This window comes from Leclercia sp. 29361, from assembly GCF_011290365.1.
GTDB lineage: Bacteria > Pseudomonadota > Gammaproteobacteria > Enterobacterales > Enterobacteriaceae > Enterobacter > Enterobacter tamurae.
This window is the reverse complement of record NZ_CP049786.1, coordinates 979,401-1,001,128: the sequence shown is the minus strand read 5'-3', so window position 1 is coordinate 1,001,128 and position 21,728 is coordinate 979,401. Positions and strand designations below refer to the sequence as shown.

The window sequence follows — 21,728 nt, the reverse complement described above, 5'->3', positions numbered from 1 at the left end:
CGGCGTATGAGCTGGCCCGGCCTTCACCACCTCCCCTTTCCCCCTGCCCACTTATCAAACCTCCTCATAACAGCATTCTCGATTTAAGAGTAATCCCACCCCCATCGCCGTCTATGCTTAACGTTTAAAAAAACAGACGACACAGTCGCACCCTCTCTCTTTTTTATCCCCTTTACATACCGGAGGCCTGGCATGAGCAACCAAGGCGAATACCCTGAAGATGGTCAGTCGCACGATTTCAGCCTGTCCCGACGGGATCTGATCAAAGTCAGTGCCGCAGCGGCGGCAACCGCGGCCGTTTATCCCTGTGGCGCACTGGCCGAGGGCGAACCCGCGGTCACGCCCCCACCTGAGATCCTGCCCCTGACGCTGCGCGTTAACGGCAAAAGTCAGCAACTTGAGGTGGATACACGCACTACCCTGCTGGATGCGCTGCGCGAGAATTTGCAGCTTACCGGCACCAAAAAAGGCTGTGACCATGGGCAGTGCGGAGCCTGTACCGTGCTGGTGGATGGCCGCCGGATTAACGCCTGCCTGACGCTGGCTGTCATGCATCAGGATGCTGACATCACCACCATCGAAGGGCTGGGTACGCCTGACAATCTGCATCCCATGCAGGCGGCATTTATCAAACATGATGGTTTCCAGTGCGGCTACTGCACATCAGGGCAAATCTGCTCTTCTGTCGCGGTCCTGAAAGAGATCGAGGCGGGCATTCCCAGCCACGTCACGCTCGATCTTGTCTCCCCTCCACCAATGAATGCGGATGAAATTCGTGAACGCATGAGCGGCAACATCTGTCGCTGCGGCGCGTACGCCAACATTCTGGACGCCATTGAAGACGCTGCGGGAGAGCTTAAATCATGAAAGCCTTCACCTATGAACGGGTAAAAACCCCGGCCGAAGCTGCTGCCAGCGCCCGGGATAAAAGCGGCGCAAAATTTATCGCCGGTGGCACTAACCTGCTTGATCTGATGAAGCTGGAGATCGAGACCCCCACCCATCTGATCGACGTTAACGGGCTCGGTCTGGACCAGATTGTCGCCACTGACGAGGGCGGTCTGCGCATCGGTGCGCTGGTGCGAAACACCGATCTGGCCGCCGACGAACGCGTGCGCCGTGACTATGGTGTGCTTTCCCGGGCGCTACTGGCGGGCGCCTCCGGGCAGCTCCGCAACCAGGCCACCACGGCCGGTAATCTTCTTCAGCGTACGCGCTGCCCCTATTTTTACGACACCAATCAGCCGTGCAATAAACGCCTTCCCGGCAGCGGCTGCGCGGCGCTTGAGGGCTTTAGCCGTCAGCACGCGGTGGTGGGCGGCAGCGAAGCCTGTATTGCCACGCATCCGGGTGATATGCCTGTCGCGATGCGCCTGCTGGATGCGGTAGTGGAAACCATTTCCGCCGACGGCAAAGCGCGGAAAATCCCGCTGGCCGACTTTTATCGCGCCCCGGGGAAAACGCCCCATATCGAAACCGTTCTGACGCCAGGGGAGCTGATCACCGCCGTCACCCTGCCGCCGCCCGTGGGTGGGCAGCACATCTACCGTAAAGTGCGCGATCGCGCCTCCTACGCCTTTGCGCTGGTATCGGTCGCAGCGATTGTCCAGCCCGACGGTAGCGGACGCGTCGCCCTGGGCGGCGTGGCCCATAAACCCTGGCGGGTGGAGCAGGCCGATGCGCAACTCCCTCAGGGCGCTCAGGCCGTCTATGACGCGTTGTTTGCCGACGCTCACCCGACGCCTGAAAACGCGTTCAAATTAACCCTGGCGAAGCGAACGCTTGCCTCCGTGCTGACAGAAGCGAGGGCTGTGGTATGAAATTCGATAAACCCGCAGGGGAAAACCCGATCGATCGCTTGAAAGTGGTCGGTCAGCCCCGGGACCGTATTGACGGCGCATTAAAAACCACCGGCACGGCACACTACGCCTACGAATGGCATGATAAGGCGCCCAATGCGGCCTATGGCTATGTCGTTGGATCGGCGATCGCCAAAGGCGAGATCGCTACCCTCGACACCCAGGCTGCGAAAAACGCGCCGGGCGTGCTAACGGTAATCACCGCCAGTAACGCGGGCGAGCTCGGCAAAGGCGAAAGAAACGCGGCCACGCTGTTGGGTGGCCCGAAGATAGAGCACTACCATCAGGCCGTTGCGCTGGTGGTGGCAGAGACCTTTGAGCAGGCACGGGCGGCAGCGTCGCTGGTGCAGGTTAGCTACCGGCGTGAAAAAGGATCGTACTCGCTGGCGGATGAAAAACCCAACGTTAAACAGCCTCCCGAGGATACGCCCGATAAAAACACCGGGGATTTTGAATCCGCCTTTTCCACCGCCGCGGTGAAGCTGGATGCCACCTACACCACCCCCGACCAGAGCCATATGGCGATGGAGCCGCACGCCTCGATGGCCGTCTGGGAGGGCGATAAGGTGACAGTCTGGACCTCCAACCAGATGGTGGCCTGGTGTCGCACCGATCTGGCGGAGACCCTGAAGATCCCAGAGGAGAATGTGCGCATCATCTCCCCGTATATTGGCGGCGGCTTTGGCGGGAAGTTGTTCCTGCGTAGCGATGCGCTGCTGGCCGCGCTGGCCGCCCGCGCCATAAAACGCCCGGTTAAGGTGATGCTGTCGCGACCGACGATCCCCAATAACACTACCCACCGTCCGGCTACCATTCAACATATCCGCATTGGGACCGACAGCGCGGGGAAAATCACTGCCATCGCCCACGACAGCTGGTCCGGGAATCTTCCCGGCGGTACGCCGGAGACGGCGGTGCAGCAGACTGAACTGCTCTATGCAGGCGCAAATCGCCATACCGGCCTGCGGCTGGCCAAACTGGATCTGCCGGAGGGCAACGCCATGCGCGCCCCTGGCGAAGCACCAGGTATGATGGCGCTGGAGATCGCCATCGACGAGCTGGCGGAAAAAGCGGGCATCGATCCGGTTGAATTTCGCATCCTCAATGACACTCAGGTCGATCCGGCCGATCCGAGTCGGCCTTTTTCCCGTCGTCAGCTGATCGAGTGCCTGCGCACCGGCGCGGAAGAGTTCGGCTGGAAACAGCGCAACGCGACGCCCGGCCAGGTTCGCGACGGTCGCTGGCTGGTGGGTATCGGCATGGCCGCCGGTTTTCGTAATAACCTGTTAGATAAATCCGCCGCCCGGGTGCATCTCGACGCGGCCGGGAACGTGACGGTCGAAACCGACATGACCGACATTGGCACCGGGAGCTATACCATCATCGCCCAGACGGCGGCGGAGATGCTGGGCGTCCCGCTGGAGAAGGTGACGGTTCACCTCGGTGATTCGAGCTTCCCGGTCTCCGCCGGGTCAGGCGGTCAGTGGGGGGCCAACACCTCTACCTCGGGGGTGTACGCCGCCTGCGTGAAGCTACGCGAAAGCATTGCCACGAAGCTGGGGTTTGATCCCCACCAGGCGCAGTTTAGCGACGGCAAGATCGCTAATGACACCCGCAGCGCGAACATTGCTGAGGCCGCCGCCCACGGCACGCTGACCGCCGAGGACGGTATCGAGTTCGGCGATCTGGATAAGCAGTATCAGCAGTCAACCTTTGCCGGACATTTCATTGAAGTGGGCGTGGATAGCGCCACCGGGGAAGTGCGGGTGCGCCGGATGCTCGCGGTGTGCGCGGCCGGACGCATCCTTAACCCGAAAACGGCCCGCAGCCAGGTTATCGGTGCGATGACCATGGGGCTGGGTGCGGCGCTGATGGAAGAGCTGGCGGTGGATACCCGGCTGGGCTATTTCGTCAACCACGATATGGCCGGGTATGAAGTCCCGGTCCATGCCGATGTTCCCGAGCAGAAGGTCATTTTCCTCGACGACACCGACCCGATCTCCTCGCCGATGAAAGCCAAAGGCGTAGGTGAGCTGGGCCTGTGCGGCGTGGGCGCGGCTATTGCCAATGCGGTATATAACGCGACGGGGGTGAGAGTCCGGGATTATCCCATCACCCTCGATAAGCTGCTCAGCAACCTGCCGGACGCGGTTTAAGGAGGAACCATGCCCCAACTTTTTAATCTGGCGGACGATCTGCGCCGGACGCCGGAACGGGCGTTTCTCACCGACGACAGCCGGGAGATAATGCGCTTCGCGGTGGAGACCCTGATGTCCGGCCAGGAGGCGGCGCTGGTGATGCTGACGGAGATATGCGGCGGCGCGGCGCGATCCCTGGGGGCGCAGATGGTAGTGCGTGAGGATGGCCAGTACTGTGGCTTTGTCTCGGGGGGCTGCGTCGAAGCGGCGGCGGCGTTTGAAGCGCTGGAGGTCATCGCGACAGGAGAGGATCGCGAGGTGCGTTATGGTCAGGGCTCGCCCTGGTTCGACATTGTCCTCCCGTGCGGCGGGGGGATTACGCTTGCCATTCATAAGCTGCGTTCGGCGCAGCCGCTGCTGGCGGTGCTGAACCGCCTTGAGCAGCGCCAGCCCGCCGGGTTGCGCTACGCCCCGCAGAGCCAAACCCTCACCTGCCTCCCTGCCCCAACCCGAACCGGCTGGCATAACAACGGCATTGAGATGTGTTTCAACCCTTGCGTGCAGGTACTGATCCACGGGGGGTCCATCGAAGCGCAGGCCACGGCTGACCTCGCGGCGGCGGCAGGGTATGACGTTTGTCATTTCGATCCCTTCTCGGGTCACCCTGCTTCGCAGATTGATGCTGACACGGCGGTGATCCTGCTGTGGCACGATCTTCACCGGGAACTGCCCGTTCTGCAGGCCGCCCGCAACGCGAACCCATTTTACATCGGCGCGCTGGGCAGCCAGCGAACCCACATGCAGCGGCGGCAAAAGCTAAGTGAGCTGGGCTGGCGGGAGGAAGAGATAGACCGCATCAAGGCGCCGATCGGCATCTTCCCGAAAGCCCGGGATGCGCGCACCCTGGCGCTGTCCGTTCTGGCAGACGTGGCCGCAGCGCGCCTGCGTCGGGACGAAGGCTAATGTCCTCGCCGGTTGTGCTTATTCTCGCCGCCGGACGTGGCGAACGCTTTCTCGCCTCGGGGGGCAATACCCACAAGCTGGAGGCGCTGTTGGGCGGGCAAACCGTGCTGGCACATGTCATTCAGGCGGTAGAAGCCGCGCACCTACCCTGGCATCTGGTCAGACCCGAGAGCGGCACTTCTGGTATGGGAGAGTCAATCTCACTTGGGGTGCAGGCGACGGCTGAGGCGTCGGGGTGGTTGATTTTGCCTGCGGATCTGCCGCTGATCCAGCCAGCTTCCTTGCTGAGTGTCGCTGAAGGGCTTGGGGAGAAAGGGATTGTGGTTCCTCACCACCAGCAGCAGGCGGGGCACCCGGTGGGCTTCCGGCAGGAATATCGCGAGGCGTTGCTGGGGTTAAGTGGAGACAGGGGCGCACGGGAGATAGTCATGGATGCGCGCAGTCAGGGGGATGTTCTGGATCTTTCGCTTGCGGATAGTGGGATTACGTTTGATATCGATACGCTGGCAGATTTACGGACAGCGCAGGAAATACGGAACGTAACCTCCGACGTTCCTGACTGAGACGGTTTTAACTACCCTTATCCAGGGTAGTAGAATTCAATTTCAATCTGATTGGCCAGCCCGTTACTTTGACTGGCGGACATGCCGGTCAAGAAAATCACGCACGTCGATACCTATCTCTTGAGCATGCGTTTCAAGTGCGAAGTGGCCGGTGTCATAAAAGTGTATTTCAGCTTCAGGCAGATCACGTGTCCAGGCTTCAGCTCCCGCCGCCATGAAAAACGGATCGTTTTTTCCCCATACGGCTAATAACGGTGGCTGATACTGACGAAAATAGTGCTGAAACAGCGGGTACATCTTCACGTTAGAGGCATAATCCAGTAACAGATCCAGCTGAATATCCGCATTACCCGGCCGTAATACCTGCATCCCTTCAAGCGTATAACCATCAGGTGAAACCAGACTTTGATCGGCAACCCCTTCCAGATACTGCCATTTGATTGAAGCTGGCGTCGGGAATTCACTCAGCGAACGTCGGTTTTCAGAAGTGGGTTCGCGCCAGTATTTCTGTATAGGTGCCCAGGCCTCTCCCAGGCCCTCTTCGTAGGCATTGCCATTCTGGGAAATAAGGGCTGTCACGCGCTGCGGATGGGCTAATGCCAGACGCCATCCGACAGGTGCACCGTAGTCGTGGACCATCAGAGCATAGCTATCGAGATTGAGCGCTTCGGTAAACTGGCCAATGGTCTTAGCAAGCTGGTCAAAGGTATACGCATATTCACCTCGTTCTGGCGCCTCGGTAAAACCAAAGGCCGGCAAATCTGGCGCGATGAGATGATAACGATCGGCCAACTGGGCAATAAGATCACGGAACATAAAGGATGAGCCCGCGAAGCCGTGAAGCATCAGCAATACAGGTGCAGCCGGATCGCCTGCTTCCCGGTAGAAAACGTTAACATCGCCTGACTGTTGATAGCGGTAATGGATCTGCGTAGCTGGCGAGGCAGATGCGTTATCTGTGATGGAGGTGGTCATGACAAATTCCTTGTAACCGTTAAAGTGATAATTTGAAGGTTACATGCAAATTTGGTAACCTGTCAAAATGATTTTATGAGTTACGGATAATTATGGAATTCAAACAACCTCCCTCTCAGCCTCTCTTCCTGGCCGATAACCTCGCACTGGATTTTATTAACAGTGAATATGGGACAGGTGATGAGCGGCATGATTGTTTTGAAGACAATCTCAGCGTCATCGACTGGCTGGAAACGGCGGGACTGGTGCCAAAAGGCACTGAAGCACCCGATGACTTACTGGCTGAAGCCCGTCAGCTGCGCGATGCCGCCAGAGCAGTGGTCCACGCCGCGATGAAATCCGTTGCGGCTAACCTGACGGTGATTAACAGGGTGCTGCAAGCGGGACGTCCTGAGATTGGGCTGCAATGGGATGAAAATACACAGCGATACCGTGTTGATGTCTGTTCCGACGCGCATAGCTCTGCAGGCCTGCTCTGGCCCGTTGCTGATGCCCTGGTGAAACTGGTCACGGATGACAAGTTTGAATACGTGAGACAGTGTGAAGCACATAACTGTATTTTGCTTTTCCAGGATTTGAGCAAATCGCATCGCCGCCGCTGGTGCAGTATGGCGACGTGCGGTAATCGCATGAAAGTGGCGGCCTACCGCAACAGAAAGGGTTCATAGCGATTCTGGTCGCCTGTGTTTGTCAGATGACGCGTTCAGGCTGACCGCCCCCATCTCATTAACCCCTCTGGTCAAAAAGAGTGTTGACGCACACTTGACCGAGGAGAACGATCGTTCTACCATTAACCCATGAACAAAAATACGACTGATACCCGAGAAAAAATTCTCGCGACCGCTGAACAGCTCATTTATCAGAACGGTATTCATGCCACCGGTATGGATCTTCTGGTAAAGACTTCAGGTGTGGCGCGCAAAAGTATTTATCGCTATTTCGCCAACAAAGACGAAGTGGCGGCAGCAGCGCTGAACGCAAGGGATGTACGCTGGATGGAATGGTTCAGGACTGAGTGCGACAAAGCGGATACGCCGCAGGAACGCATCCTGAATATGTTCACCGTGCTCAAAGGATGGTTTGAGTCAGAGGGCTATCGCGGGTGCGCATTCATCAACACCGCGGGGGAAGTGGGTGACAGTGCCGATCCCGTTCGCCAGATTGCCAGACTGCATAAACAAAAAATCCTGGACTATGCCCTTGAACTTACCGGACAGCTGAATATTGAGCACTCCTCAGCACTGGCAAGGCAGTTGCTGTTATTGATTGAAGGTGCCATCACTATGTCACGTGTTATGGGCGATTACAGCGCCGCAGATGATGCCAAAGATATTGCTCAGCTATTACTGAAACAGGTCTCATAACAGAGGCCTGAATTCCAGAGATAGAATACTCACTGAATATCCAGTATTACTGGAGGCTTTGACACATATGTGATTAATTTAATTCCACACTGTGCCCTGAAATATTAACTCCCTGTATCAACTTTTATTATCGTTAATTCACCCCTAACGATAGATATCGTATTCTGCTTTTCCTTCCCTTATCCCTACCGCTATTCCTCATTTCATTAAAACCTTATTAATCAGCAAATTAAAAACCTTATCGAGATGTTTTTTATTTTTTAACTATTTTCATAAAAACTATGTTGACGAGGTAGAACGATCGTTCTACCATCAACTCATAGACACGACGCCCCCTCTGAAAATGAATGTCAGTGCTAATAGACAATGCTGAACCATCAAATAACAGTGGAGGAATTTATGTCTGAGTTTCGTAAAGCAGGATCATACCGATCCACCCAAATTTACAGGAGTCTTTACCATGTCTGATGCACAAATCCGTCCACCGATTCCGCCGTTTACCCTTGAATCAGCGATTGAAAAAGTAAGACTTGCTGAAGATGGCTGGAACAGCCGCGATGCTGAAAAGGTCTCGCTGGCCTATTCTCTGGATACCAAATGGCGTAACCGCGCAGAATTTGCCAATAATCGAGAAGAAGCCAAAGGATTCCTTGAGCGCAAATGGAAAAAGGAACTTGAGTACCGTCTTATTAAAGAATTATGGGCATTTGGCGGTAACCGCATTGCAGTCAGATATGCCTACGAGTGGCGCGATGATTCAGGTAACTGGTTCCGTTCTTACGGCAACGAGAACTGGGAATTCGGCGAAGATGGTCTGATGCAACGCCGTTTCGCGTGTATCAATGATATGCCCATCAAGGAAAGCGAGCGCAAGTACCACTGGCCGCTGCGGCGTCGTCCGGACGATCATCCAGGGTTATCGGAACTTGGCCTGTAACGTCCCGGTTTATTCCTCTGCAGATAAGAGTTTCAAATTCAAATAATGCCCTGGGCTTATCAGGTCTTGATAAGCCCGATATTGGCGTGGACGGCAAACGTCTGGCACTGGTGGGTAACAGCGTCGGCGGTAATATGGTCGCGGCCGTAGCGCTTCAGGCTAAACAACATAAAACGCCTGCTATTCGCTATGACGTCATGCTCTGGCCTGTCACTGACGCGAATTTTAATACCGATTCTTATAATCAGTATGAAAACGGCTATTTCCTGACACGCAATATGATGAAGTGGTTCTGGGATGCCTACACCACCAATGAGAGCGACAGAAATAACATTCTTGCCTCTCCGCCGCGCGCAACAACCGAACAGTTGCAGGGGCTGCCACCCACTCTGATTCAGACGGCTGAACTTGATGTGCTGCGCGATGAAGGCGAGGCTTTTGGTCGCAAACTTGATGCCGCCGGTGTAGACGTGACGGTTACGCGCTACAACGGATTAATCCATGATTATGGTCTGCTGAACGCGCTGAGTGATGTCCCTGCCGTGCGGACTGCTATTAGTCAGGCGGGTTATCAGCTGAAAGAACATTTGAAATAACGACAAGGTGGCCAGCGTGGCTCACCGGCTGGTCATTCTCTGCACGGCTTGAATTGGTGCCGATAATAGGAGTCGAACCTACGACCTTCGCATTACGAATGCGCTGCTCTACCAACTGAGCTATATCGGCCCTGAGAGGCCGGTTACGAACGTAACCACGGGGCAAAAGCCTAGATCTAACCTCGCGATGCGTCAATAGCCTTATGCACCGAACGGCTATTTTTGCATCGTTTCCCTGTGCGCTTACCGCTCCTGCCGGGCGCAGTCATCCGCCGACACGGCTTGTCTTAGATTTGCTGCAAAAGAGGCGTAGAATAATAATACGTCCAGCCCTGAATAATCGTCTTACTCTTCCTAGTCTATTTTTGTTATTAAACATGAAGCTATGTAAATTATTCAAAACAGCCCCATAAGCTTGTTACGATTGTATATAGTTTATAACAAACCCACCTGGAATGATTAAAAGGAATTATCATGAAAGATGTCTATTTGCTGAACAATCACGTTTATTTTAATGCGGCCGCTGGCTTGCTCTCAACTTCACTCTGTTTTTCCAATAAAGTCTCACTTAGCAGGCCCGCAACTAACTGTCTTAAGCTGCTGATTACCAGGCAGGGCGATCTCTGTGCCTACCCTTACCTGAGCCGTAAGATATGGGGCGATCGGGGGAAGTGGATTACTAATAACACGCTGCACCAACATATTTATCAGCTCCGTAATAGTCTTAAAAAAGCGGGAATCCAGGAAGAGGCTATCATTACCGTTCCACGAAAAGGTTTTCAGCTTTGCCCGCATTTTTCCGCCTTACCCATCGATGAAATTCCGCCTGTAACTGATAACGAAACTACAACGTCGACGGGGCCAGATAATCAATCCGGCATCACGTTGTCATTACGCTTTTTTTATACGCTGCTTATATCTAATGCAGTATTGATGCTTATTCTTATCGCCATACTTATTCATAATTAATCGTAAAGTTTGCCGTCGCATTGGCTTCTCCGGCCTGAATACGGCTTTCCGTCTGCACATAGCGGGCCGTAAAGCCGTAGCTGTTCACGCCGCTACTGGTGGTGCCCAGAGAGAGCGCCTGACCCAGCGTTACCGTATTCTGTCCATAAAGCAGCTCCAGGCCCACCCCCTTCGCCGTGGTGGAGGCATCTGAATTATCCAGCGGCAGTACCGTTCCGCCAGAGGTCGAGACGCCGGTAAATGTCACCGTCGGCTTGATGCTGGAGTCGCAATCCATATCCAGCGAAAAAGGCTTGCTCCCGGCGCTGCTACCCACGCCGGTGAAATGCGAGACGTGAACCTCTCCCAGGGGCACTGTCGGGGTGTTATTGATTAGCGAGCAGCTTTTGACGTTGACGACAAAGCTATTGAGCATGATATCGACAAAATTAACCCCATCAGAGGTTCGCCAGCGGGCTAATAATCCTGCTGGCACTACGCCGCCCTGAGATATTCTGCCCGCCTGATACAGATAGACGGTGGCATTCCCAATATCAACCCAGCGGCCGGATCCGCTGTTGATGGTGCTTGCCAGACGGCTGTAGCTCCCTCCCGCGGTGGTCGGAAACAGGATACCCGTCGCCGTGCCGGGGGTATAAACAATATACATATAGAGGTTGGGTATCCCCGTCTCTATATAGCCGGTATTCCCCGGGGAGTAGCCTGCCCGCACGGTATAGGCGCTGTCGGTGATCATCAGGTTTTCTCCGCCGTTGCAGGCGGCGATACGCTGCGACCCGGTGATGCCCATCGCCGATGCCATAGTCGCATTGCTTATTGCCCGCGTCTGTTTTTGCGTACCGGCGCTGACACCGGGATCGAACGTCTCTGTCGAAAAGGAGATAGAGACGCTCCCCGCCTTCGCCCCGTTTTGCAGGGTACAGGTGGCCCGCACGCTGGTGGCGCTAACGCTCAGCCCCGCCAGCGCCGCGTATAAAGCCCATTTTCTCATCATCACTCCTTAATTCGTCCTGCATTCGAGATCCATAATGGCGATACCGTTAACTTTCGTGACCTTGCTAAGATCGGCGGACGCCACACAGCCTTTGCCGCTACCCCATGTCACGCTAAGCGCCACCCTGTCATCCAGCCCGCTGAGGTAGACCTCACCACGCTCGTTAACGATGCCGCTGTGCGAGTCGCCGGCATTCACCAGCGCACCATAGGGGACATTTTTCCCCTGCCAGAACAGCCGGGTATAGAGCCTGTTACCGCGCTGAGGCTTGAATTCCGCCAGCACCAGCGCGCCGCGACTGGGAACCACGCGCTGCAGGGTGTTGCCAATCTCCACATCGTCCGCCGCGCTTTGGGCGTCAATTGGAATGATGTTTTCCTGATAGACGGTCAGCCACGGCACGATGGCGTTCCCCGCGCTATCGGTTGAGACACCGGTGGCGTTTTTCACTTTCAGGCTTCCGCCGCCGGGGGCGTGCACCAGCGCGCTGGCTCCCCCTTCCGCAAGCTCCTGCCCTGCAGTCAGGCCATAAGGATGTAACAACAGCGAGCCCTGCAGCCCATAGTTAATGCGCTGGCTTTGCCCGTATTCCGTGGAGTACCCCACGGATGCCACCCCTTTACTGCCGGTGTAGCGGAGGCTGGCAGCGCTGCCGCTGCTATGCCCGGTCTGATCATCGTTGACATAGCTTTGCGACAGGGAATAGTTCAGGTTGCGATCCTCCAGCGCGGTCCCGGACAGGGTGGCCTGGTTCTGACTGCGTCCGCTCTGCGCGTGCGTCTGGCTATAGCTGGCAAGCGCGGTATTGGATCGACTCAGCCAGCGGTTCAGCGGTAGCGAAAGGTTTAGCGACGCGATTTTATCGTTACCCTCGTGTCCCCGGGTCTGGTTATCGCTGTAGCTGAGCGACACCCCCACCCCGAAGATGTTCACGTTGTAGCCGAGCGTCAAAGAGCGCGTTTTGCTGCCATCACCCCGCCAGTAGTTTTGCTGATACGCGGATAAGGTGAGGCCTCCCCCCTCGCCGAGGCTCTGGTTCAGGATCATCTGCATGCGCTGCTTCGGCTGGCCATACGCGTGCGAACGATCGTCCCGCCAGGCCTCGCTGGCCTCTTCAAAGCTGTAATAGCCGGCGGTCGAGTAGCGATAACCCGCCAGTGTCATGGTGGTGTCCGTGGCGGTGATATTTTTGCTGTAGCGAAACTGCACCGAGTTGCCCTTAGCCTTGTCCCGGTCAGAAAAACGGCTTTGCGCACGGGTGATATCGACTGAGACAGCCCCCAGTTCGCCCAGCCCCTGGCCAATACCCACGGCGGCCGCGGCATAATGTTCGGCTCCCGTCACGCCGCCATACAGGGTGGTCGCGTTCAGCACACCGTAAACCATCTCGCCCTGGACGAACTGTTGCTGGGTAGCCGAGGCGTAATCGCTACGGTATTTGCCGCCGCTCAGCGCGTATTTCAGCTGGCCTTCACGCACCATGGCCGGTGCGGATGAAAACGGCTGCACGAAGGTACGGACGCTGCCATCCTCTTCCCGGATGGTGATGTTCAGATCGCCGCTTGAGGAGGTGGGAAAAAGATCGGTTATTTCGAACGCGCCGGGCGGCACCCACGTCTGGTAGATAATATTGCCCTTCTGGCGCACCTCGATCTGCGCATGGCTCACAGCGATGCCGCGAATGATGGGTGCAAAGCCCTGCTGGCTCTGCGGCAGCATGCCGTCGTCCGAGGCCAGCATCAGCCCGCTAAAATTAAAGCTGTCAAAGACCAGCGCCGTGGTGGCGCTTTCACCCAGCGTCAGGCGCGATCGCAACGCCCGGATATCGCGCTCAAGCCAGGTCTGCATGCTCTGCCAGCGGTCGCCGCTATGATTATCATGGCTGTAATAGCTGTAGTTGCGTAAGCGCCAGGGGCCAAGGTTAGCGCCATTGCGCAGGTTGAGGTACTGCGAGCGGTCTCTGCTATCCTGGTAGCGCGACGCCATACCGTTGAGGTTGTAGCTGGTAAACAGCATCGGCAGGCCATCGTCCCACCGCGCGGGTGAAACATCGCCGCGGATCATCGGCTTTAACGCCGCCTGAGGAACCATCAGCAGCAGCTGTTGCCGTGCCGGGTCAAACAGGCTCGTTGCGTGCGGAATATAATTTTCAATGCCCGTCAGCCCCTGATCGGCTGGCAGCGCGGCCAGCTCAGGAAACTGTTCGGTGCGCACGCCCAGCTCAGACAGCAGCGCCGGTGAATAGCGGGCGCAGAGCCTTTTCCCGCAGGCATCGAAGGTGATGGTGCGCTGCCCGGTAGCCACGCCGTTTACCAGTACCTCCACATCCCAGTCCCCGGTCGAAGCCGTTTCGGGATCGCTAAACGATTGAAGATTAAGCTGCTGCTTCTGCTCATCAGAGAGATCTAACGCGTTAGTATCAAAATAGAGATCGGCATGCGCGCCCCACGGCGTGCAGCCCCAGGTCAGCAAAAGCGCCAGCTTTCTTGCTCTCATCTTCTATGTCCATATTGATCTGATGATTAGAAATCAAGCGTGACTGCCGAGGTTAAACCGCCGTAATCGTTTATCGCCTGGATCTCAAGCTTTCCCTGCCGTTGTGGATGACTAATGGAGCGGGTGGCAAAGGGGGCGATATAGCCCGGCGTCTTTACCGGCAGACCATTTACCCGTAGCGAACCAATATTGATAAAATAGGGACCCGGGTTGCGCAGCGTAATGGTTTGCCCATCGCCTTTGGCGCTAATCTGCTTTACTGCATCGGCCGCGGCTGATGCGCTTAACGATGCGGGACGCCAAATCAATTTCATTACGCTCTTGGTGGCAATAAGCATACGGTTATGCTCATTGCTATCCACTGCGGGAATAGCTTTAACATTGAGCCAGAAAAGTGATTCGCGATCCTGCGGCAGCGTATCGCGTATTTTGGTAATACGAATTTGCCAGGCCGTATCTGGCATCAACTTAAAAAGCGGTGGCGTAATAACAAAGGGTGATGAGGCATCGCCGCGATCGCTATTTTCCAGCCACGACTGCACCAGCCAGGGGCGATTTTCACCGGAGGTGCTAATGCTAATAGCCGCCTCTTTCGCAGATGCATCATAAATCACCCGCGTTGCGCTTAATGTAATACCCGCTAAAGCAGGCTGCATGCAGAATATAATCAGCAACAGTGAAATTAATAATTTCAATTACTATTCTCCAGAGCGGATTAATCGCATTAAAAGAGCTGGCTTATCACCAGCCCCAGCATTATGGATAAACGATGGTAAAATTAGAGGTCGCGGCAATATTACCGACGTTGACGGTATCCGCCGTGGATTGCAGTTTGGCCGAGAAATTAAGCGTATTCGCCGCCGTCTTTGACAATACGTAAGCGCTGGACGGGCTATTTGGCAGCACCTGAACATTGTTGGCGTCATAAATGGCAATGCCCACATTGCTCGCATTATCTGCCCCACTATCTACCTGAAACAGCTTACCTTCTGCATCGGCGTTGCCGTCGAAGCGAACGGTAGCGCTTTCGTACGGGCAGTCGGTCAGGGTCAGCTGAAATGCACGGCCGCCCGTCGTGTCACCTTTCGCCTTAAAGGCGCTGGCAGCAACCGTGCCAAAATCGACCGTGACGTTACTGGTGGAAATAGTACATGACGTATCGGTGATAGTGCCGGTAAAGGTGATGGTGCCGTCGCTGGCGAACGCGGTGGCACTGCAAAAAAGTAAAGCTAAAGGAACGGCATGTTTCATGGGTAGCATCCTTTTAAATAAACCCTCCCTGGCGTCTGTTTGCCGTTAATGGAGGTGATGTTGGTGAAGCTGAGGTATATCTGGGTTATCAAATAATTGCGCTAATGCGCATGATTTTATGCAGCTCAATAATATTCCTGACACCCAACTTGGCATAAATTCGGTGTCTGTGGGTGTATACCGTTTTAGGACTTACATATAACTCTTCCGCAATTTCCGTCGGGCTTTCTCCCTGAGCCAGATAGTTCATTACTTCACGTTCTCGCTTTGATAATGCCGAAAACATTGAATCAGTACTGTTAAGCATGATTCGGCCGCTACGTGAAAAACGATTTAGCAAACGCGTGGGACCATGCTGCATAAGTAAACCTAATTGAGTCAGGTTACGCTTTATCCCGGGTATGCTTTCGTAACGATTAACCAGAATGTCACAGATCGGCATTAAAACAGGGATAAACGGATTTTGATAATCCACGATCTCATTTACGAATACCATAATGCGAATCAGCGGATATTCACGTTTGATCCGATTAAGCAGGCTAATAGTTCTGGCATTAAGATTATCATGGATGTTTACGATTAATGCGCTGCATCGGTTAGCAGCCAAAGTGCGATCGATACTCCCCCGCCAGGTGACAAAATAAATATCCGTCACCGCATCCTTTTTTACCTGCGTGCTGACATCTGATTTCACCTCTTTCAGTAAAACCGTTATTGCCTCACCAAAGATATAATCGTCACTCAAAATCAGTATTGAACTCAATAGGGTGCTCCATGTTTAAAAAGCTGATTAGTGCACTCGCTATACGTTACCCATATTCATTACAATCTATGTATAAATATTAAATAAAAAGACCACACTTATCCAATGGGATTCTTCCTCAGTATCTGTAATAATAATCCTAAATATTAAACTTATTGATTTTCGATAATGAAATTTTCTTTATTTAAAGCTAACGCCCCATAAGCCTTAATTCCAATGAAGTTTTATTAAAAAATTAATTAAGAAACAAATCATTTAAAAACAATAAGTTAAATAGTTTAACTTAAGGAGGTTAGACGCACATTTCAGCGCAACGAACAGGGTGGATAGTGACGGCCACGCAATAGGCTGACTGTTTTTTACTCACCAGCCGATCAACCAGCAAGAATGAATGTGTGTTGCTGCCGTTTTGCCTGGCCATACGCATCCTCCGTCACATTTGGCAGCTATTTGCCGTTAACACGCATCGTATCTACTTCTTTTAACCCTATAATCGGCTATCTTTACCTTTACCTTTTTGAAATAAAGCCCCGCCAGAACAGGTCGATACTAATTCTAATCGGAACACAGAAATGCCTGAGAGAGTGGGTAAATAATGCATAAATTTTTTGTCACCGATGATATATCCGGTACGGATCTGGAGCCGAAAAGAACGGCGACCTTTATCAAACGTGCCCTGCTGCTGATGTTTTCCCTGCTGTCAGGGCTGTTTATTATCGCCATCATCGCGCTGCTGACGATCGTGCGAAACATCAATCAGGACAGCGATAAGCACAGCGCCATGCTGCTGGAAAAGGCGATCCATAACCGCGTCGATACGCTCACCACCCATATCAAGGACTACGCCTGGTGGGGCGAAGCCTACCAGCATCTTCATCCCAGCGTGGATACCGACTGGGCGTACACCCGGCAGAATATGGGTGCCACGCTGTGGCGCGATTTTGAGTACGAAGGGCTGTTCGTCGTGGACGGCAGCGGGCAGACCCGTTACAGCGTGATCGACGGCAAGCTGGTGACAGGCTCGCTGCAAACCTGGCTGGGAGACGATCCTCTGCCCGAGCTGCTGCAGAAAATAGCCCAACCGGACGCCATGCCGGTGTCCAGTACGGTGGTGATGAAGGACGGCCATCCGGCGCTGGTGGCGGCAGCGCGCATCACCACGGGTGACGACATGAGTATCCCTGTAGCTCCCGGCCCGGCCTCTGTGCTGGTCTTCGTTGACGTGCTGGATGCCCGTAAGCTCAGCGCGCTGGGTGAAGAGTACGGTATCAATCAGACCCGCGTGCAGCACAAGGGCGCCGCGAAACTGGCAGGGCGACGCGGAGTGGCAACCCTTCCCATTGATGGCCAGCAAATCACCTTTGAATGGAAAAGCGATAACCCTGGGCGGGAGCTGCTGCGCTATATCCTGCCGCTGTTGATCCTGCTGGCGCTCTGCACCGCGATCCCCGGCCTGATGCTGGGACGCAACGCGCTTAAAAAGGCGCGGATGTATGATGAAAACACCTATCTGCTGGCCCAGAACCGTCTGGCGCTCACCGCCAGCGAACGCCGTTTTCGGGACGTTGCCGAGGCGACCACGGACTGGATCTGGGAGACCGATCCCGAGCTGCGTTTTACCTGGCTTTCCGAGCGTTTTCCTGGCATTACCGGGCACAGCATATCAGCCTGGATCGGCCGCCCGCTGAGCGAGTTAATGTCCGCAGAAAACCAGTCGCTGGCGGAGTGGATCACCCTCCCCGGCCAGACGGGTCATCGCCGCCTGCTGCACTGCCGCTATCTCTCCGCGATGGGCCACCAGCGCTACTGCCATATTGCGATCAAACCGGTTATCACCCCGGAAGGGATAACCGGCTACCGGGGCACCGCCACGGATGTCACGCTGGAGGTCGAGGCTCAGGCGCGCGTGGAGTATCTCTCCCGCCACGACGAGCTGACCGGGCTGCCCAACCGGGTGCGGATGCGCGAGTTTCTGGAGGGCAAACTGCGGGCGCAGCCGACGCAGATGCACCCGCTGGCGATGCTTAGCCTCGATCTCGATAAGTTTAAACCGGTCAACGATCTGTTCGGTCACGGCGCCGGGGATATCGTGCTGCATGAGGCCTCGGCCAGGCTCCGGCACTGTATCCGCGATTACGATCTGGTGGCGCGCCAGGGCGGAGACGAGTTTATTCTGGTTATCTCCGACATTCATGACCGGCGGTACATTGATACCCTGTGCGAACGTATTATTGCCGAGCTGACCCGCCCCTTCATGATCAACGGGAATGAGATCGTGATCGGGGCCAGCATCGGGATCGCGATGGCGCCGCACGATGCCGTCGATGCGGGCGAACTCCTGCGCTTCTCAGACATCGCGCTGTACAAAGCCAAAAGCACCGGGCGCAACAAGTGGGTGTTCTATATGCCCGAAATGGCTGAGCAGATGGTGCAGCGCCGGGAGATGGAAGAGAGCCTGCGCGACGGCATTAAAAAAGAGCAGTTCCGTCTGGTTTACCAGCCGCGTTACGGCCATGACCTGTCGCGGATCATCGCCGTGGAGGCGTTAATCCGCTGGGATCACCCTGAGCTTGGCCTGATCATGCCGGATCAGTTTATTTCGCTGGCTGAAGAGACCGGGCTGATTATTCCGCTCAGCGACTGGGTGCTGAAGACCGCCTGTCGGGATGCACAGCAGTCTCTGCACGGTCTCTCGGTCTCGGTGAATATCTCTGCCGTCGAGTTCCAGTCCTGGCAGGTGGTGGATCGTATTAAGGATGCGCTGCAGATCTCACAGTTAGACCCGGCCCGGCTGGAGATCGAAATCACCGAAAACGCCACCCTGTGGAACCCGGAAAACAGCCTTGAAATCATGCTGGCGCTGAAGAAGCTGGGCGTGAAGCTGCTGATGGATGATTTCGGGACCGGCTACTCCTCCCTGAGCTATCTGCGCAATTTCCCGTTCGATGGCATCAAGCTGGATAAGTCCTTTATCGACGGCATGCCGGATAGCGACAGCGCCAACACCATCGTTGAAAACATTATCGGCCTGGGTAAAGCATTCTCGCTGAGTATTACCGCTGAAGGGGTAGAGACCGAAGGCCAGCTGCAGAAGCTGATGATGATGAAGTGCGATGAAACGCAGGGCTATTTAATCAGCAGGCCGCTCAGCCTGACGGCGTTGCAGGAGCAAATTGCCACGCTGGACTCGGCGGCACAGGAACGTATCGAACAGAATTCACAGGGATAGCGCGGGCAGCAGATGCCGCCCGCACGGGGATTACGCCCGAATGGTATCGTCGCCGAAGCCGACCCACTTGTAGGTGGTTAAGGCTTCCAGCCCCATCGGGCCGCGCGCGTGCAGCTTCTGGGTGCTGACCGCCACTTCGGCGCCGAGGCCAAACTGGCCGCCGTCGGTAAAGCGGGTGGAGGCGTTGACGTAGACGGCAGACGAGTCCACTTCGTTCACAAAGCGGTTGGCGTTGCTCAGGGTACGGGTGAGGATCGCGTCCGAGTGCTGAGTGCCGTGGGCGCGAATGTGGGCGATGGCGTCGTCCAGATCGGCAACCACTTTCACGTTCAGGTCCAGCGACAAAAACTCGTCGTCATACTGTTCTGCTTTCACTTCCTCAACCTTCGCCGGGCCCGCTTTCAGCAGCGTCAGCGCACTGGCATCGGCGTGCAGGGTGACGCCGCTCTGCGCCATCTGCTGGCTCAATGCAGGCAGGAAGCGTTCGGCGATATGCTGATGCACCAGCAGCGTCTCCACCGTGTTACAGGTGCTCGGACGCTGGGTTTTGGCGTTGACGATGATCTTCAGGGCCGGTTCGATCTCGGCAGTCTCATCGACAAAAATATGGCATACGCCAATACCGCCGGTGATCACCGGGATGGTCGACTGCTCGCGGCACAGCTTGTGCAGCCCTGCCCCGCCACGCGGGATCAGCATGTCGATGTATTTGTCCATCCGCAGCATCTCGTTGACCAGGGCACGATCCGGGCTTTCAATCGCCTGTACCGCACCGGCCGGCAGGCCGCACTCTTCCAGCGCCTGCTGGATCACTTTTACCGTTGCAGCGTTGGTACGCCAGGTCTCTTTCCCGCCGCGCAGAATGGCAGCGTTACCGGTTTTCAGGCACAGAGAGGCGACATCAAGGGTGACGTTAGGTCGCGCTTCGTAGATCACGCCAATTACGCCGAGCGGCACGCGGCGACGTTCAATGCGCAGACCGCTGTCCAGCAGCCCGCCGTCAATCACCTGCCCGACCGGATCGGCCAGGCTGCATACCTGACGCACATCGTCGGCAATGCTTTTCAGGCGCGCGGGGTTTAAGGCCAGGCGATCGAGCATCGCCTCGCTCAGGCCGTTGTCGCGCGCTTCGGCTAAATCCTGTTCGTTGGCACGTAAAATCTCTGCGGATTGTGATTCCAGATACTCTGCGATTTTTTCCAGCACGCGGTTTTTCTCGCGGCTGGAAAGGAGCGCCAGTTTGTACGAGGCGGCTTTGGCAGCGGCGCCCATTTGTTCCAGCATGTCCTGCTCCTTAACGGGTGATCATATCGTCGCGATGGACAGCAACCGGGCCATACTCATAGCCGAGAATGGCATCGATCTGCTGTGAATGGTGGCCTGCAATACGGCGCAGCGCGTCGCTGTTGTAGCGGCACACGCCATGGGCAATGTCGCGCCCTTCCAGATTACAGATACGGATCACTTCACCACGGGAGAAGTTGCCTGTCACGTTTTTAATTCCTTTTGGAAGCAATGAGCTGCCTCGTTCCAGAATCGCGGCGGTGGCACCTTCATCAACGGTGATCTCCCCGGCAGGCGGCGCGCCGAAAATCCAGCGTTTGCGGTTTTCCAGCGGGGTGGCTTCGGCGTGGAAACGGGTTCCAACCGAAATGCCTTCCATCACATCACCAATCACGCCCGGACGGCTGCCGGCGGCGATGATGGTGTCGATACCCGCCCGGCACGCCACGTCAGCGGCCTGCAGTTTGGTGCCCATCCCGCCGGTGCCAAGGCCAGAGACGCTGTCGCCCGCAATGGCACGCAGCGCATCGTCGATGCCTTTCACATCGGTGATCAGCTCGGCCTGAGGATTGGTGCGCGGGTCGGCGGTAAACAGCCCCTGTTGATCGGTGAGCAGCAGCAGTTTATCCGCACCTGCCAGAATGGCGGCCAGCGCCGAAAGGTTATCGTTGTCGCCAACCTTAATTTCGGCGGTGGCGACCGCGTCGTTCTCGTTAATGACCGGCACGATGTTGTTATCCAGCAGCGCGCGCAGGGTATCGCGGGCATTAAGGAAACGCTCGCGGTCTTCCATATCGGCGCGGGTCAGCAGCATCTGGCCGACGTGGATACCATAGATAGAGAACAGCTGTTCCCAGAGTTGAATCAGTCGGCTTTGTCCAACGGCAGCCAGCAGCTGCTTGGAGGCAATGGTGGCCGGGAGTTCGGGGTAGCCCAGATGTTCACGCCCGGCGGCAATCGCCCCGGAGGTCACAATCACAATACGGTGCCCTGCGGCATGCAGCTGTGCGCACTGGCGCACCAGTTCGACAATGTGGGCGCGATTAAGGCGGCGCGATCCGCCTGTTAATACACTGGTGCCGAGTTTTACCACCAGCGTCTGGCTGTCACTCATGATTCTCTGCCGTTTAACAATAAGGAAAATGATATCAATCAGACTTTTTATCAGGACTGGGGCTCGTTGCCAACCGCCATAACACGCAGGCTGGCACTTTGTTGCGCGGGATCAGGAAGCGTAGCGGCAAACGTTGACACTTTTATTACTGAAATAAAAAAATACGCTTTTTTAAACTTATTCTGTATTTGTCATAAAACGTTCATTTCAGAACGTTAAAACCCTTCCTGTTT

Annotated in this window: 18 protein-coding genes, 1 tRNA gene and 1 pseudogene; 11 read left to right on the top strand and 9 right to left on the bottom strand. The window is 55.6% G+C overall.

Annotated features, from left to right (window positions below):
- The first annotated feature begins 192 nt into the window (after positions 1 to 192).
- From paoA to G7090_RS04695, 5 genes are read left to right on the top strand one after another with little or no spacing between them, the layout of a single operon-like run.
- The gene (gene paoA, locus G7090_RS04715; RefSeq protein ID WP_166181670.1) at positions 193 to 867 is read left to right on the top strand and encodes an aldehyde dehydrogenase iron-sulfur subunit PaoA; all 675 of its coding nucleotides are present in this window, start codon (positions 193 to 195) and stop codon (positions 865 to 867) included.
- Positions 864 to 1,820: a xanthine dehydrogenase family protein subunit M gene (locus G7090_RS04710; protein ID WP_166181669.1), complete on the top strand. Its 957-nt coding sequence runs from the start codon at positions 864 to 866 to the stop codon at positions 1,818 to 1,820. Before paoA ends, G7090_RS04710 begins: the two co-directional genes overlap by 4 nt.
- Positions 1,817 to 4,015, top strand: coding sequence for an aldehyde oxidoreductase molybdenum-binding subunit PaoC (gene paoC, locus G7090_RS04705; RefSeq protein ID WP_166181668.1), 2,199 nt, complete (start codon positions 1,817 to 1,819; stop codon positions 4,013 to 4,015). The genes G7090_RS04710 and paoC overlap by 4 nt, the downstream gene beginning before the upstream one ends.
- A 9-nt stretch (positions 4,016 to 4,024) precedes the next feature.
- Positions 4,025 to 4,960: an XdhC family protein gene (locus tag G7090_RS04700; RefSeq protein WP_166181667.1), complete on the top strand. Its 936-nt coding sequence runs from the start codon at positions 4,025 to 4,027 to the stop codon at positions 4,958 to 4,960.
- A complete protein-coding gene (locus tag G7090_RS04695; protein ID WP_166181666.1) occupies positions 4,960 to 5,523 on the top strand; it encodes an NTP transferase domain-containing protein in 564 nt (187 codons plus the stop codon). The genes G7090_RS04700 and G7090_RS04695 overlap by 1 nt, the downstream gene beginning before the upstream one ends.
- A 63-nt stretch (positions 5,524 to 5,586) precedes the next feature.
- Here the strand turns inward: G7090_RS04695 and G7090_RS04690 are convergent, their stop codons facing one another.
- Entirely contained in the window at positions 5,587 to 6,498 is a 912-nt protein-coding gene (locus G7090_RS04690; RefSeq protein WP_166181665.1) for an alpha/beta fold hydrolase, read from the bottom strand.
- Positions 6,499 to 6,590: 92 nt separating this feature from the next.
- On the opposite strand from G7090_RS04690, the gene G7090_RS04685 reads away from it, so the two are divergent.
- The 4 genes and pseudogenes from G7090_RS04685 to G7090_RS04670 form a co-directional block, all read left to right on the top strand.
- Positions 6,591 to 7,166, top strand: a complete 576-nt coding sequence (locus G7090_RS04685) for an ABATE domain-containing protein (RefSeq protein WP_166181664.1) — start codon at positions 6,591 to 6,593, stop codon at positions 7,164 to 7,166.
- A gap of 129 nt (positions 7,167 to 7,295) precedes the next feature.
- Positions 7,296 to 7,862, top strand: coding sequence for a TetR/AcrR family transcriptional regulator (locus tag G7090_RS04680; RefSeq protein ID WP_166181663.1), 567 nt, complete (start codon positions 7,296 to 7,298; stop codon positions 7,860 to 7,862).
- Between the two features lie 460 nt (positions 7,863 to 8,322).
- Complete coding sequence (locus G7090_RS04675) at positions 8,323 to 8,799, top strand: nuclear transport factor 2 family protein (protein ID WP_166181662.1); 477 nt, start codon at positions 8,323 to 8,325, stop codon at positions 8,797 to 8,799.
- 77 nt (positions 8,800 to 8,876) lie between these two features.
- Positions 8,877 to 9,395: pseudogene (locus G7090_RS04670) on the top strand (alpha/beta hydrolase); the annotation flags it as partial.
- Between the two features lie 54 nt (positions 9,396 to 9,449).
- Here G7090_RS04670 and G7090_RS04665 read toward each other — a convergent pair.
- A tRNA-Thr gene (locus G7090_RS04665) sits at positions 9,450 to 9,525 on the bottom strand.
- Between the two features lie 344 nt (positions 9,526 to 9,869).
- Between G7090_RS04665 and G7090_RS04660 the strand changes: the two genes are divergently transcribed.
- Positions 9,870 to 10,364 (top strand): winged helix-turn-helix domain-containing protein, encoded by a 495-nt coding sequence (locus G7090_RS04660; RefSeq protein ID WP_166181661.1) that lies wholly within the window; start codon positions 9,870 to 9,872, stop codon positions 10,362 to 10,364.
- On the opposite strand, the gene G7090_RS04655 is transcribed toward G7090_RS04660, so the two are convergent.
- The 5 genes from G7090_RS04655 to G7090_RS23635 form a co-directional block, all read right to left on the bottom strand.
- Positions 10,351 to 11,358 carry a fimbrial protein gene (locus G7090_RS04655; protein ID WP_166181660.1) on the bottom strand — a complete coding sequence of 336 codons (1,008 nt, stop codon included), beginning with the start codon at positions 11,356 to 11,358 and terminating at the stop codon, positions 10,351 to 10,353. The genes G7090_RS04660 and G7090_RS04655 overlap by 14 nt on opposite strands.
- Positions 11,359 to 11,364: 6 nt before the next feature.
- A complete protein-coding gene (locus G7090_RS04650; RefSeq protein ID WP_166181659.1) occupies positions 11,365 to 13,854 on the bottom strand; it encodes a fimbria/pilus outer membrane usher protein in 2,490 nt (829 codons plus the stop codon).
- A 26-nt stretch (positions 13,855 to 13,880) separates the two neighbouring features.
- Positions 13,881 to 14,549 carry a molecular chaperone gene (locus G7090_RS04645; protein WP_166181658.1) on the bottom strand — a complete coding sequence of 223 codons (669 nt, stop codon included), beginning with the start codon at positions 14,547 to 14,549 and terminating at the stop codon, positions 13,881 to 13,883.
- 61 nt (positions 14,550 to 14,610) lie between these two features.
- Entirely contained in the window at positions 14,611 to 15,105 is a 495-nt protein-coding gene (locus G7090_RS04640; protein ID WP_166181657.1) for a fimbrial protein, read from the bottom strand.
- 88 nt (positions 15,106 to 15,193) lie between these two features.
- A complete protein-coding gene (locus G7090_RS23635; RefSeq protein ID WP_207630096.1) occupies positions 15,194 to 15,868 on the bottom strand; it encodes a LuxR C-terminal-related transcriptional regulator in 675 nt (224 codons plus the stop codon).
- Between the two features lie 595 nt (positions 15,869 to 16,463).
- Here G7090_RS23635 and G7090_RS04630 point away from each other — a divergent pair.
- The gene (locus G7090_RS04630; protein ID WP_305848667.1) at positions 16,464 to 19,097 is read left to right on the top strand and encodes an EAL domain-containing protein; all 2,634 of its coding nucleotides are present in this window, start codon (positions 16,464 to 16,466) and stop codon (positions 19,095 to 19,097) included.
- 30 nt (positions 19,098 to 19,127) lie between these two features.
- On the opposite strand, the gene proA is transcribed toward G7090_RS04630, so the two are convergent.
- Positions 19,128 to 20,381: a glutamate-5-semialdehyde dehydrogenase gene (gene proA / locus G7090_RS04625; protein WP_166181656.1), complete on the bottom strand. Its 1,254-nt coding sequence runs from the start codon at positions 20,379 to 20,381 to the stop codon at positions 19,128 to 19,130.
- A gap of 10 nt (positions 20,382 to 20,391) precedes the next feature.
- The gene (gene proB / locus G7090_RS04620) at positions 20,392 to 21,495 is read right to left on the bottom strand and encodes a glutamate 5-kinase (protein WP_032616689.1); all 1,104 of its coding nucleotides are present in this window, start codon (positions 21,493 to 21,495) and stop codon (positions 20,392 to 20,394) included.
- Positions 21,496 to 21,728 lie beyond the last annotated feature (233 nt).

What these genes read in the sequence shown, in the direction of transcription:
- paoA (WP_166181670.1), top strand. Translation starts at nt 193, where the DNA reads ATGAGCAACCAAGGCGAATACCCTGAAGATGGTCAGTCGCACGATTTC.
- G7090_RS04710 (WP_166181669.1), top strand. Translation starts at nt 864, where the DNA reads ATGAAAGCCTTCACCTATGAACGGGTAAAAACCCCGGCCGAAGCTGCT.
- paoC (WP_166181668.1), top strand. Translation starts at nt 1,817, where the DNA reads ATGAAATTCGATAAACCCGCAGGGGAAAACCCGATCGATCGCTTGAAA.
- G7090_RS04700 (WP_166181667.1), top strand. Translation starts at nt 4,025, where the DNA reads ATGCCCCAACTTTTTAATCTGGCGGACGATCTGCGCCGGACGCCGGAA.
- G7090_RS04695 (WP_166181666.1), top strand. Translation starts at nt 4,960, where the DNA reads ATGTCCTCGCCGGTTGTGCTTATTCTCGCCGCCGGACGTGGCGAACGC.
- G7090_RS04690 (WP_166181665.1), bottom strand. Translation starts at nt 6,498, where the DNA reads ATGACCACCTCCATCACAGATAACGCATCTGCCTCGCCAGCTACGCAG.
- G7090_RS04685 (WP_166181664.1), top strand. Translation starts at nt 6,591, where the DNA reads ATGGAATTCAAACAACCTCCCTCTCAGCCTCTCTTCCTGGCCGATAAC.
- G7090_RS04680 (WP_166181663.1), top strand. Translation starts at nt 7,296, where the DNA reads ATGAACAAAAATACGACTGATACCCGAGAAAAAATTCTCGCGACCGCT.
- G7090_RS04675 (WP_166181662.1), top strand. Translation starts at nt 8,323, where the DNA reads ATGTCTGATGCACAAATCCGTCCACCGATTCCGCCGTTTACCCTTGAA.
- G7090_RS04660 (WP_166181661.1), top strand. Translation starts at nt 9,870, where the DNA reads ATGAAAGATGTCTATTTGCTGAACAATCACGTTTATTTTAATGCGGCC.
- G7090_RS04655 (WP_166181660.1), bottom strand. Translation starts at nt 11,358, where the DNA reads ATGATGAGAAAATGGGCTTTATACGCGGCGCTGGCGGGGCTGAGCGTT.
- G7090_RS04650 (WP_166181659.1), bottom strand. Translation starts at nt 13,854, where the DNA reads ATGAGAGCAAGAAAGCTGGCGCTTTTGCTGACCTGGGGCTGCACGCCG.
- G7090_RS04640 (WP_166181657.1), bottom strand. Translation starts at nt 15,105, where the DNA reads ATGAAACATGCCGTTCCTTTAGCTTTACTTTTTTGCAGTGCCACCGCG.
- G7090_RS04630 (WP_305848667.1), top strand. Translation starts at nt 16,464, where the DNA reads ATGCATAAATTTTTTGTCACCGATGATATATCCGGTACGGATCTGGAG.
- proA (WP_166181656.1), bottom strand. Translation starts at nt 20,381, where the DNA reads ATGCTGGAACAAATGGGCGCCGCTGCCAAAGCCGCCTCGTACAAACTG.
- proB (WP_032616689.1), bottom strand. Translation starts at nt 21,495, where the DNA reads ATGAGTGACAGCCAGACGCTGGTGGTAAAACTCGGCACCAGTGTATTA.